The organism is Rhodococcus sp. AW25M09 (genome assembly GCF_000333955.1).
In the GTDB taxonomy this organism is placed as follows: domain Bacteria; phylum Actinomycetota; class Actinomycetes; order Mycobacteriales; family Mycobacteriaceae; genus Rhodococcoides.
The window spans coordinates 113,264-124,866 of record NZ_CAPS01000144.1; the positions used below are offsets into that span (position 1 = coordinate 113,264).

Annotated in this window: 16 protein-coding genes; 6 read left to right on the forward strand and 10 right to left on the reverse strand. The window is 65.1% G+C overall.

The window, feature by feature from the left end:
• The first annotated feature begins 280 nt into the window (after positions 1-280).
• Both thrC and RHODMAR_RS25860 read left to right on the forward strand, forming a co-directional pair.
• Positions 281-1,321, forward strand: a complete 1,041-nt coding sequence (thrC, locus tag RHODMAR_RS25855; protein ID WP_008720691.1) for a threonine synthase — start codon at positions 281-283, stop codon at positions 1,319-1,321.
• A 328-nt stretch (positions 1,322-1,649) separates the two neighbouring features.
• Complete coding sequence (locus RHODMAR_RS25860) at positions 1,650-2,588, forward strand: GGDEF domain-containing protein (RefSeq protein ID WP_008720694.1); 939 nt, start codon at positions 1,650-1,652, stop codon at positions 2,586-2,588.
• A 147-nt stretch (positions 2,589-2,735) separates the two neighbouring features.
• Here RHODMAR_RS25860 and RHODMAR_RS25865 read toward each other — a convergent pair whose 3' ends face one another.
• From RHODMAR_RS25865 to RHODMAR_RS25895, 7 genes are all read right to left on the reverse strand, one after another.
• The gene (locus RHODMAR_RS25865) at positions 2,736-3,323 is read right to left on the reverse strand and encodes a hypothetical protein (protein WP_008720696.1); all 588 of its coding nucleotides are present in this window, start codon (positions 3,321-3,323) and stop codon (positions 2,736-2,738) included.
• Positions 3,320-4,006, reverse strand: a complete 687-nt coding sequence (locus RHODMAR_RS25870; RefSeq protein ID WP_008720699.1) for a DUF6286 domain-containing protein — start codon at positions 4,004-4,006, stop codon at positions 3,320-3,322. The genes RHODMAR_RS25865 and RHODMAR_RS25870 overlap by 4 nt, the downstream gene beginning before the upstream one ends.
• A complete protein-coding gene (locus RHODMAR_RS25875) occupies positions 4,003-4,368 on the reverse strand; it encodes an Asp23/Gls24 family envelope stress response protein (protein WP_051048285.1) in 366 nt (121 codons plus the stop codon). The genes RHODMAR_RS25870 and RHODMAR_RS25875 overlap by 4 nt, the downstream gene beginning before the upstream one ends.
• Positions 4,369-4,429: 61 nt before the next feature.
• A complete protein-coding gene (locus RHODMAR_RS25880) occupies positions 4,430-4,609 on the reverse strand; it encodes a hypothetical protein (RefSeq protein WP_032375671.1) in 180 nt (59 codons plus the stop codon).
• A gap of 109 nt (positions 4,610-4,718) precedes the next feature.
• Entirely contained in the window at positions 4,719-5,021 is a 303-nt protein-coding gene (locus RHODMAR_RS25885; RefSeq protein WP_008720704.1) for a hypothetical protein, read from the reverse strand.
• Complete coding sequence (locus tag RHODMAR_RS25890; protein WP_008720706.1) at positions 5,018-5,356, reverse strand: hypothetical protein; 339 nt, start codon at positions 5,354-5,356, stop codon at positions 5,018-5,020. The genes RHODMAR_RS25885 and RHODMAR_RS25890 overlap by 4 nt, the downstream gene beginning before the upstream one ends.
• Positions 5,353-5,826, reverse strand: coding sequence for an Asp23/Gls24 family envelope stress response protein (locus RHODMAR_RS25895; protein ID WP_008720708.1), 474 nt, complete (start codon positions 5,824-5,826; stop codon positions 5,353-5,355). Before RHODMAR_RS25895 ends, RHODMAR_RS25890 begins: the two co-directional genes overlap by 4 nt.
• A 207-nt stretch (positions 5,827-6,033) precedes the next feature.
• Here RHODMAR_RS25895 and RHODMAR_RS25900 point away from each other — a divergent pair, with 207 nt between their 5' ends.
• The 4 genes from RHODMAR_RS25900 to RHODMAR_RS25915 all read left to right on the forward strand — a co-directional run bounded on the left by RHODMAR_RS25900 (position 6,034) and on the right by RHODMAR_RS25915 (position 9,318).
• Positions 6,034-6,615 (forward strand): RNA polymerase sigma factor, encoded by a 582-nt coding sequence (locus RHODMAR_RS25900; protein WP_008720710.1) that lies wholly within the window; start codon positions 6,034-6,036, stop codon positions 6,613-6,615.
• Complete coding sequence (locus RHODMAR_RS25905) at positions 6,612-7,115, forward strand: hypothetical protein (RefSeq protein WP_008720712.1); 504 nt, start codon at positions 6,612-6,614, stop codon at positions 7,113-7,115. Before RHODMAR_RS25900 ends, RHODMAR_RS25905 begins: the two co-directional genes overlap by 4 nt.
• 114 nt (positions 7,116-7,229) lie before the next feature.
• Complete coding sequence (locus tag RHODMAR_RS25910) at positions 7,230-8,039, forward strand: GAF and ANTAR domain-containing protein (protein WP_032375669.1); 810 nt, start codon at positions 7,230-7,232, stop codon at positions 8,037-8,039.
• A 547-nt stretch (positions 8,040-8,586) separates the two neighbouring features.
• Positions 8,587-9,318 (forward strand): mechanosensitive ion channel family protein, encoded by a 732-nt coding sequence (locus RHODMAR_RS25915; protein ID WP_008720716.1) that lies wholly within the window; start codon positions 8,587-8,589, stop codon positions 9,316-9,318.
• Between the two features lie 421 nt (positions 9,319-9,739).
• Here RHODMAR_RS25915 and RHODMAR_RS25920 read toward each other — a convergent pair whose 3' ends face one another.
• The 3 genes from RHODMAR_RS25920 to RHODMAR_RS27825 form a co-directional block, all read right to left on the reverse strand.
• Complete coding sequence (locus RHODMAR_RS25920; protein WP_157226233.1) at positions 9,740-10,168, reverse strand: hypothetical protein; 429 nt, start codon at positions 10,166-10,168, stop codon at positions 9,740-9,742.
• Positions 10,165-10,944: an EAL domain-containing protein gene (locus tag RHODMAR_RS25925; protein WP_042940355.1), complete on the reverse strand. Its 780-nt coding sequence runs from the start codon at positions 10,942-10,944 to the stop codon at positions 10,165-10,167. The genes RHODMAR_RS25920 and RHODMAR_RS25925 overlap by 4 nt, the downstream gene beginning before the upstream one ends.
• Before the next feature lie 493 nt (positions 10,945-11,437).
• A partial coding sequence (locus RHODMAR_RS27825; protein ID WP_008719922.1) for a helix-turn-helix domain-containing protein occupies positions 11,438-11,603 on the reverse strand: 166 nt, incomplete at its 5' end.

Genomic DNA, 11,603 nt, shown 5'->3' on the forward strand with positions numbered 1-11,603 from the left:
CCTCCCGAGGCAGTGATCTAGCACACAGTTCGTCGAGGTGAGGCCCGCCTCGCCCGCGAACGATGTCCGCCGATGCGCCCTGGCCGGGCTGCTTCCTGCGCGATGTCCGAGGTTTGCCGGTTCGATACAGGTCGGTACTCGGCGTCGCGGAAAGTTCGTGGTTCTCCGTTCGGTTTCGGCTGGTCCGCTCGTCGGTATCGACGTGACCAACAATCATCGTGAGTCTGCCGCAGCTGTATCGCCTCCGGGTTCGCCGCCGCATCCTGTCCGGCCTTGCGGGGTGATCGCCCGGTTCGGTGATCTGGTCTCCCACGCCGATGCAGGGGAGGTGGTCAGCCTCGGTGAGGGCTCGACCCCGCTGCTGCATGCACGGTATCTGTCGGATATCACCGGATGCACGGTGTACCTCAAGGTCGAAGGGGCCAATCCAACCGGATCGTTCAAGGATCGGGGGATGACCACAGCGGTCACCGCGGCCAGATCGCGCGGCGACCGGCTGCTACTGTGCGCTTCGACCGGTAATACGGCGGCCTCGGCGGCAGCGTATGCCGCACAGGCCGGCTTGGACTGCGCGGTACTGATCCCCCAAGGGCGTATCGCATCGGGAAAGCTTGCCCAAGCGCACATCCTCGGTGCCCGCATCGTGCAGATCGACGGCAACTTCGACGACTGCCTCACCGTTGCTCGGTCGCTGGCGGAGACATTTCCGACCGTGGGTCTGGTCAACTCGATCAACCCGGACCGTATCGCCGGCCAGAAAAGCGCCGCCTACGAAATTTGCGACACCCTCTCGCAATCGCCGCAGGTCCACATTCTGCCTGTCGGCAACGCCGGCAACATCCACGCCCACTGGCTCGGATACAGCGACTATCTCGGCGCAGGGATCATCGACTCACGGCCACGCATGCTCGGGGTCCAAGCCGCAGGTGCCGCGCCCCTGGTCACCGGATCGGTGGTCGAGAACCCGGACACCATCGCCACCGCCATCCGGATCGGTTCGCCGGCGTCGTGGCAGGCAGCGCTTCGCGTGCAGAGCGAATCGAACGGAATGTTCTGCGCTGCCACCGATGCCGAGATTCTCGACGCGTATCGTCTGGTCGCCCGAGCCGAGGGCATTTTCGTCGAGCCTTCCTCGGCCGCGTCGATCGCAGGGCTTGTGCAAGCAGTGCAGAACGGGTGGATCGAACCGGGATCGCTGGTCGTGTGCTCGGTCACCGGTAACGGGCTCAAGGACCCCGAGGTCGCCCTGTCCAGTATGTCCGAATCCGTCGCTGTGGTCGCCGACCCGGAAGCCGTTGCCTCTGCGCTCACCCTGACTTGAGGCACCCACACCGCCCGCAGCTTCTCGCCCCGTGCGGCTCGAGTCAGCCCCGGATGTGTCGTTTTCCTAGTTCCCGTGCCGGGTCGGGACGTCGTTCGCGCTGTCTACGACCGGATCACCTGCAAGAATCTTGGGCGATGAGCGCTCGTTCGTGCGATAACCCCATGGCAGGGATCCGGCGGTGACCGGGTCGCCGCCTTCCGCGCGACCCTTCAGGGCCTCGGATTATTCCTGGATCGTACTGTTTCTACGATCCCGATCACTGCAACGACCGGCGCAGCTCGGCGCAGCAAGTGGCTGCATCGCGTTCGGCGTGTGGGCTGTGTTCATGATGGCCAGCTCCCTGGGCCCGGTCTCACCGGTCGCCGTGTTCGTCCTCGCGGCGGCAGCGTCGAGCACTTTCGTTGCGGCGGGATGCTGGATCGCCCGGCCATGGCCGTCGGAGCGGGTATCGATCGTTTTCGTCGCCGGGGCGGATCTGATCATCGCTGCATCACTGTTCACTTTCACCGAACCTGCCGCAGCGTCGCCGGGCACGGGATGGTTCGCCTTCATCGGTGTCTACGTCGCGTTCTTTCACGGCGCGCGGTCGTTGATCGTGCACCTGTGCTGGGCTGCGGCTGTCACGGTGGTGCTGTTCGCGTTGTCGCTGTGGACCACCGACATCGACCTCTGGTTCTACATCTCCCGGCTGGTGGTGCAACTCAGTGTGATCGGCGCAGCTCCGATCTTCACCCAGATCGCGGAGGGTGCGCTGCGCCGAGGTGCGCACAATTCCCATCACGATCCATTGACGGGATTGCTCAATCGTCGCGGCTTCCGCGCAGCCGTCGGCGACCGCATGCGGCCGGCTTGTCCGACCGCAGCGAGAGTAGGTATTCAGGCGGTGCTCATGATCGATCTCGATCGATTCAAATCTGTCAACGACACCCACGGGCACGATCACGGTGATCGAGTGCTACGCCGGATCGCTCGCATCGTCACCGAGGCATGTTCGGACTCGGAGCTGGTCGCCAGGATGGGGGGTGAAGAATTCGTGGTGGCCACCAGCCTGCCGGTAGCCACGGCCACCGATCTGGCCGAACGGATACGGCAGAGCATCGATCGGTCGGGCACGGTCACCGCCAGCGTCGGGCTGGCCTCGGCCGCACCCAGCAGGACCGTGCCGGGCGCGTCCGACATCGACGACTTGATCACGCGCGCCGACCAGGCGATGTACCGGGCCAAGAAGTCGGGAGGAAACAGAACAGTCTGCGACGGACCCTGAAGCCGCGCATGCGGCCATGGACGTCCACCACGACGTCTGCCTGCCGACAGGGACCGCTACTGCCGCGGTCATCTGCGCAGCAGACGTGGGTCAGGTCCAGCACATCATTCCTGAGCTGCTCCCGATCGCGGGCGCGCCGCGCGTCGCTCAGCTGACGCGGCGACCATTGTGTGCGGTCTTGGCTATACGTATACGGGTGCACGTGGCGAGCGAAGGGTCCCCGACCATCGACACTGCGTCGCGGCACACCGCATCGACTGCAGCCGCGACGGCTGCCAAGTCGTCGGGAGAGTCTGCGGTGACCTCGAAGTCGAATGTCCGGACTCCGCGGTCGATGATCGCTGTACCTTGCGCAGAGCGGATGCCGGGGCTGTGGGCGAGCACGCGCGCCGCACCGGCTGCAACCTGACCGAGGTCGGCGCAGAGTCGACCCTCCGGTCCGCTTCCCTCCAACTGAAGTGTCTTCGCCTTCGGCGCGGCAGTATGCAGGGTGAGCCAACGCAGACCCGACAGAACCAGAACAGCCCCGATCGAAGTTGCCGCCCAGGGCCACCAGGGGGCCTGCGATGCATTCACCATCTGCGGCGCGGTGACCAGCTCCGGTAACCCGCGCAGCACGTCGATGTTCCATACCGACGCCGCTGCCCACACTGCTGCTCCGGCACCTACCGCGATCAAGACCAGCCCGAGCAGAAAGGTCGCGAGGCGGTCCAGTGCGATCGATGTGCGCGTCATCGGGTTCCTCCGGTGCGGGTGCGGACAGATACTTTCGGTACCGGCGTCAGCGATGTCAGTGCGGTGCGTACCGCATCGGCGACAGCGCCGGGTGTCGCTGCGTCGCCGGTGGTCTCGACCTGGATGGTGACTTTCGTGCGGGTTGCACTCGTGCGCGCGGACAACACCCCGGAGACCGATTCGGCGGTGATCGAGGCAATCCGGGCAATATCGGACGGTTCGATGAACAGTGCTGTGGCCGAATCGATGCCGACTGCCTTCTTGCGCCTGGGAGACAGTGAGGTCAGCACCAGCCACAATCCGATCAGCGCGGCCACGATGCCGGCGGGAATCATCGCGCCTGCAGGGCTCAGGCCATCGATCGAGTCGATGGCCGCGCCGGTCCAGGACCGGCCGGAGATCCAGCCGGCGGCGACTACGCCGTCATGGATTCCCACGGCACCGACGCCGATCAGCAGTACTGCGATCAGGGCGCCGGTGTAGGCGGCAGTGGGTACGGCGCGGGGGGTGCGCCCCGGCGCCGGATCGAACACCGCGACGTTGTCGAGGTGCGTGCCCGCTTGGGGGTCGGCTTCGCTATCGGATCTGTCGGTCGACGCGGGGAGAGCAGCGGTGCGCCGCGCGGCGCCGGCGCCGGGGTCGGGGTCAGGGTCAGGGTCGATGAGGTTGTGCCGGGGGCTCATGTCACTCTTTCCACTCTGATATCGCCGTTCACCGTTGGTTCGGTGACCACGACGGCGACGCTGACATCGACGCCGTCGACGGTCAGACCTGCCCAGGTCGACAGCGCGTGGGTGACGTTCGCGCGTACTGCCGCGGTCACAGTAGTGAGCGGCTGCGGCCACTGCACCGCGATGTCGACGGTGGCACGCACGTGGTCACCGGACACGCTCACGTCGATTCGCGGCAGTTCGCGGCCGGTGAGCTTGTCGAGTCCGCCGGCGTGAGTGCGCACTCCTGCGGTGTCGAGGGCGGCGCGGACGGCGAGATGCTGCGCGACCTTGTCCTTGACGGTCAACGTGCCGCGGTTCGATGGCGCTGCCATCTGACGCCCCTGTCCCTCTCGCGACCCCTCCGACGCGAGAGGGCTCGAGGGATGGGCCACGTCAGCCACGGCCGCGGCCTCGTAGGAGTGCACCGAGGTCCAGTTCACCGTCGCGGTGGGCACCGAGTGCATAACCGGCTGCGCCGAGCAGTAGGGCGAGGACGAACCCGACGAATCCGCCGGCCGCAGCGGCGATCGCCAGAAGCAGGCCGGCGAGCAGGCCGACTGTGGAAGTAGTCATGATGGTGATCCTTCGTCGAGTGAAGCAGCGTGGATGGACATTCGGGCCTGATGGGCAGGTGATGATTCGAGCCGGAGGCCTGCAGCAAGCGCCTTGTCAAGGGCTGGTGTCAGGGGCTGTCGATGCGGCGTATACGTAGTTGTCGCACCCTGACGATGGCGCGGATCGGGCCGCAACTGGTGCGGTGCACCGCGGTGGTGGTGACGACACCGGCGCAGTAGACACCACCTCCGTACGCGGCATCGATCTCGGCGAACGCGCGAGCGAGCGCCGTCGCCGATCCCCCGACGTCGGGGTGCAGTGCCTGCGCTGCACTACGTCGGGCGGTGCATCGGTCGCCGTGGGTCAGCCATCTCCCCACATCACCGGCGTCACTGTCCGGGGACGGTAGGGAGCACGCCGGCTCCGTCACGGCCGCTCGCGTGCAGGTCCGCTGTCGACGGGTTCGGCTGTCGACCCCGGTACGACGTCCTCGACCGTGACGTCGACCGTGCCGCCGGTCAGAGCGGACACGACGCTGCGGACACGGACGGCGGTGTCGCGGACCGAGGCGTCGAAGACGATGCTCACGTGCACTTCGGTGACATCACCGACGGTGCGGATCCCCGGCACTCGGCGACCGGGTAGGTAGGTTCCGACCTCCCCGAACATTCCGGGATGCAGGGCTGCGACGCCAGGGACCGCGCGCACCGCTGCAGCGAGCAGGTCGACCTCGTCAGCGCCCGCGGGTTGCTTCGCCGAAGTCACTGCACCCGGGTGATCGTGGACTCGTCACTGTCCTTGTCATCCGACTCGTTGTCGAGGTGTACGTCGTGGACAGCGATGTTGACTTCGGTGACCTCGAGGCCGGTCATCCGCTCGAGTGCTGCGATGACGTTACGACGAATACCGGCGGCGAGGTCGGCAATGGCTACTCCGTACTCGGCGACGATGTCGATGTCGACGGCGGCCTGCTTTTCTCCGACCTCGACCGAGACACCCTGCGAGTGGTTGACCGACGCACCTGGAATGCGGTCACGCAGGACACCGACGACGCGGGATGCGCCCCCGCCGAGGTCGTAGACCCCGTGTACCTCGCGGGTGGCAAGCCCGGCGATCTTGGACACCACCGTGTCGGCAATCGATGTCTTGCCCTGACTGCTCACCAGAGCCGAACTACGCGATGAGCCTGCTTCGTCCGTGGTGACTGCGGGTGCGGTGGGCGTGGTGCTGGTCATCGAAAATGGTCCTTCCGAGGGGAGGCAAGTGGGCGTACATCAGGGAGGACGGATCGAACCTGCCGGACCGGACACCGCCTTGATGTGATCTATATCACGTTTGAGGTCGGGGTCGCGGGTGTAGATCTCTGTGGACGGGCCAGCCGACCTCGGCGCGCCGCACTTGCCTCATACCCACGACGGCGTCGATGGGACAGGAGTGCCGCGATGACACCACGCTCTTCTCTGCCGTCGCTATCTCTCTCCTCCGAGGTCAGTGACCGTATGTTGATCGACGCAGCGGTGGCCGGCGACCGCACCGCGTTCGAGACCCTGGTTCTGCGGCACGGCCCTGTGCTGCATCGATATGCGCGGCGCATGCTGCGCGACGAGGGCGCGGTCCACGAGGTCGTACAGGACACGTTCGTCGCGGCATGGCGACAACTGTCCAGCTTCCGAGGCGACTCCGCGGTGCGGACCTGGTTGTTCGCCATCTGCTCGCGCAAGGTGATCGATTCCACCCGCGTCAAACATGCCCAACCTGTCGACGACAAACTGCTCCAGCCCCTCGCCGATCCCCGGGCGGTCGACCCGTTCGAATTCGCCTCCAACGCGCAGTTCGTCGAGGCACTCGAAGCCGCACTCGCCGAGCTTCCTCTGCGTCAGCGTGCATCATGGGTGTTACGGGAAATCGAGGGGCACACTTTTCCGGAAATCGGAGCCGCTCTGGGATTGAGTCCCGATGCTGTGCGAGGCCAGCATCGTCGCGCCCGCGCGATGTTGAGTCAACGACTGATGAGGTGGCGATGAACGACGATCCTGTCGCTGCATTCTGGACAAGAGCCTTCACCGTCCTGCGAGAGCTACCCGAACCTGGGTGGGACCGAATCGCCGGCGCGGTGGTCGACGCCGTTCGCGCCGCCCCGCGCGGAGGCTGGCCGATCGACATGAGCGAGACCGGGGTCAGCGATGACACCTCGGCCCTCGGAACACTCGCGGTCAGCGATCTCGTTCTTCGCGGCGCGATCGCACGTGCAGTGCGTCTCGACGAGATCTGCGTCCCGCGTGTCATAGAGGTGCTCACCGACAATGCTCACCTGCGCACGATCAGGGTCGAACTCACCGCCCGATACGGCAGCGAACTCGACATCCTCGCCGACCGAATCCGCCGCACCGTACTCGATGTCGTCGACGACATCATGGGTACAACTCCGGTCGGCTCCGGAGACGGAAGTAGCTCTACCCGCGGCGGTCCTGCGGTCGATGTCGCAGTCACCGACATCGTGGACGGCAATCCGCTGACGTCGTGACCGGCGGTCAGCCGCCGCCTATTTTCACTTTCTACGATGTACTTCCAGACCGACCATCACTCCCGTGCCATCTGGCGTCGCTTCACCTCCACGCGTGTGCTTTCATCAGGGGCCATGGACAACACCGATGCCACCAGCGCTTCCATCCTGGCCGCCACACCGATCGGTGCCACCGACGACGCCTCCGATATCGCCACGGCTGCCGCCAGAGAGGGCCTGGACCCGGCGCAGCTCGGAGCGATGCTCATCGCGCTCGGTGGATCGATATCCGACGAAGACGATCTGGTCGTGCTCCTGCAGCGCATCGTCGAGGTCGCCGCCGACGCCATCGACGGCGCGGACAGTGCCGGAGTCACCATCGAACTCGGCGGCAGCATCTACACCGCAGTCCACACCGACGATCGCACCCTCGAGGTCGATGCTCGTCAATACGCCGCAGGTGACGGGCCCTGCCTGCACGCTGCCCGCAGCGGCGAGATCGTCTTGGTCGATGTCGATCACTGCGAGCAGCGCTGGCCGGGGTTCGCCGCCGACGCCGCGCGCGAAGGCATCCACTCGTTTCTCGCAGCGCCGCTGCGTACCGCGGACATCACTCTCGGTGCGCTCAACCTCTACGGCCGCGCGCCCGCAGCATTCGACGCACTCGACGCCGACGTCCTCGATGTGCTCACCACCGCCACCGCACGCGCGATCGGTGACTACGCACGCTTCAAGTCCGCATCCGAAGTATCGATCGCTCTGCGCGAAGCAATCGAACATCGTGCGCCCATCGAACAGGCCAAAGGCATGCTCATGGCATTGCACCGCATCGATGCCGACGCCGCGTTCGCGCTCATGCGTTCCCAATCGCAGACTTCGCACCGCAAACTCCGCGACATCGCCCACGACATCATCGACACACTGACCACCACTGCACCGGGATAGTTGCTTCGCACCCGAGATCCGCCGCGCCCGACCCCGATGTCAGTGTCAGTGTCAGTGCCATGCCCCGGCATGTCCGCCGGTGTCGGCCCCAGAGCAGTATCCAACCGCTCATCGGCAGGTACGAGCTGCGGCATTGTCTTCGGCGGCGACACCCCGACCCTGCAATGCTCTCGACCTCGTCGAGCTACAGCCGTCGCTCGCATCCCAGCAAGCGACCACATAATGTGATCTGTATCACTATTGCGTACGGTGTGGGTCGCTCTCGTCGTCACACAACAGGTCGGCTTCGAACGCGATGGCGTCGCGCACCTCCAGATTCGGAGGTGCCCGGGGTCGACCGCGAAGCATACTCCCCACTGGGGGCCGCTTCGCCTGTGTGCGGCGCGCACCGACCGCCCCGCGCACACCGCCCTTCGGTGACAAGTCGCAAAGTCATCACCTGCACGTGTCGCGTCCGAGTTCATCCTCGGTTCTGCGGTTACGCAGGCTCGACGCGTGACCCCTTGCGGTTCGTCACCGTTCACACGATCAGAAAGTACTGGAAACTATGTCCGAAGCACTCAACAACGCTCTGTCGACCATCGCAGAGTTCGTGCCCAAACTGCTGCTGTTCCTGGTGATCCTGGTGATCGGAATCGTCCTCGCCAAGGCCATCGGAAAAGCTCTCTCGGCCATCCTCGAACGCGTCGGATTCGACCGTGCGGTCGAACGCGGCGGAGTGAAGAAAGCACTCGAGAACAGCAAATACGATGCCAGTGACGTCGTCTCGAAGATCATCTACTACGCCTTGGTGCTGTTTGTGTTGCAGTTGGCATTCGGGGTGTTCCCCGCTAATCCGATCAGCGTGCTCCTGAGCCAGATCATCGCGTTCCTCCCGCGCCTGATCGTGGCCATCATCATCATCGTGGTTGCCTCGGCCATCGCAGCCGCAGTACGTGAGCTGATCTCGAACTCCCTCGGCGGACTGTCCTACGGCAAGACCCTCGCCAACATCGCGTCGGTGTTCATCCTCGGTTTCGGTGTCATCGCAGCTCTCAACCAGATCGGTGTCGCCACCACGGTCACCACGCCGATCCTGATCGCCGTCCTGGCCACACTCGGCGGGATTCTCGTCGTCGGTGTCGGCGGCGGACTCGTCCAGCCGATGGCCAAGCGCTGGGAGGGCTACTTGACCAAGGCCGAGGACGAAATGCCCCGGATCAAGGAACAGGCCGCCAACGCGCCCTCTGTAAAGCAGCAGGCCCAGCACGCCAAGAACGAAGCACAGCACCGCTACTGATCGACCGGCATGCACCTCGGTGCGTGGGTAGACATCCACGCACCGAGACCCCGCCGCCACGCTCGCCGTTTCACGTCATGCGGTCAACCTGCCACATCGACGACAAGTCACCGACGGCACGCCGATCTGCGGGCTGCCGGGTCGGCGCGGTGCAGTGTCCGGTCGACGATCGAACGCTCCGGCAGATGCTCGACCCTCCCACCCGCGAACGGACCGATCGCCACGAGCTCGAAATACACCGTTCTCGACTTGTGCAGCGCCGGTTGTGAGGGTGTTACGGACGTCGGCCCGAGTACTACCAGTTGAGTGCATGTCTCGCCGAGACATCGGCGTTGAGCACGGTTGAACTTCGAGTCTCAGCCCAGCCCGCTGGACTTATGCGGTTCGGATGCAGGTTCGGTGGGACTCGTACTGTCCACGATCAGCCTGTGTGCAGCAGTGCAGACCTGGGCTGAATCGACGGTGAAGAAGTAGCTCCATTGATTCGACGACGACGCTGGAGCGTCGGGGTCGAGGGGGCGAGCGACCAGGGCGCAGTAGAACCGTTGGCCGATAACGGCGATGGCACCGATTCTTCCGAAGGTTGAACCAGGTCAGCGTGACGTACCCCGTCGGTGGCGGTGAACAGTGCACGAGGTGCGCCGAGTGCCTTCACATACGGGTGCTTGCGTGCCAGATGCTGCAGCGTTCGCGCCATGTCGGCGGTGCACAAGTCGGGTTCTCGGAATGCGATCACGATCGTCAGAGTTTCGGTGGTGGTCATTGCGAAGTCGAGCAGGTGATCGGAGATGAACGTGAGCAGCGAGATCGACGTCGTGTCGGTGGCGCGATCGTCGAGTATCTCTGTCAACGGTCTCGTCGCAGGAGGGCGTGGCAGCATAGGAAAGGACGACGTCGGGGATGCATCGAGGGGGCGGGCCGCCCGAGGTGAAATCCTTGTCCGTACGCGGCACCCCACGCGATCGCCTTGTCCTTCTGTCTCTCGGTTTCGATTCCTTCGGCGATCAGGGCGACATCGAACCGGCTCGCGTAGGCAAGGACGGCAAGCAAGGTGGCGAGCTTGTCGCCGGGGAGGTCGTCGTCGAGCAGCGATCTGTCGAGTTTGATCACCTCGGGTGCGAGAAGGGGCAGTACCACCATCGAATCGGGGTCGGCACCGACGTCGTCGAGAGCGATGATGATGCCGTCGCGCCGGAGTCGGTCAGCGGACCGGAGCAATCGCGCCAGGTCGGTGAGCAGGGAGCGTTCAGCGAATTCCGCGACGGGCCGAATCTGCGAGCCGCCTGATCGCAACAGTTCGCTGAGGCGGCGGGCCGAAGTCGACGAGTTCTCGGAGGACATTGCGTCGGCTTCTATGTTGACGAACAACGTGCGCGGCGGGTGGTCGGCGGGGGTGAACTGTGCCGCTGCAGCAACTGCTGAGGCTATGCATCTACGGTCCAACTCCTCGGCCATTCCCATCGTGCGGGCGATGTCGAAGATCTGTTCCGGCGACGTGTCGGGGAAGGCCGGCCACCTGGTCAGTGCCTCGTGGGCAACCACCAGCCCGGTCCTCGAGTCGACGATCGGCTGAAAAACTGAGCTCAGTGAGCCGAAACGCTCATCGAAGTCACCGTCGACGCCCAACTTTCACCCCATGTTCTCGATCCCCGTACTGCACGTGCACAGAAACTGTCGTTGCCTGTGCCGAGGCACGCAGGGCGTTGTCTGCTTACGGACTTTGCCGGCTCTTCCCAGATGAGGGTGTAGGTCGGCCGGGCGCGTCGGTCCGCAGATAGACGTCGAGGTCTCCCGACGATGGAGGTTCCTACGCCATCCGTCCGAAAGACCTCGACGTGTCCGACGCTACCCCGCCGGCCGGCTTCGGCCGCCCTGACCTGACCGCCTTCGCGGCTCATCCCAATCGACCCTGATCGGGTCTGCTGACCCCCTCGACGAGAACGCAGCGACATCACAGCCACCCAACCCCGACCGCCCGGGAAGCCGGGGCACGTCACATGGCCTGTGCTGCGGGCGTGTCGAGTGGGTCGTCCAGGGGCGACGCAGGAGAGTCGACGCGACGTGCTGAGAGGTGGTTCCAACCGAGCGCTAGGACACCGGCTACAGGCATGGCGATAGGTCAGGAACGGCGTCGCTCCCTGCGCAGGAGGGAGCGCAGAGTCTCGGCGTTCGCGTAGCCGACCCGTAGCGCGATCTCGGCGGAGGTGAGGTCCGTGGTTGCTGAGAGGTGCCGCGCTCGTTCGATGCGAAGCCGTTGGACGAAGCCGAGCGGAGTGAGGTTGAGC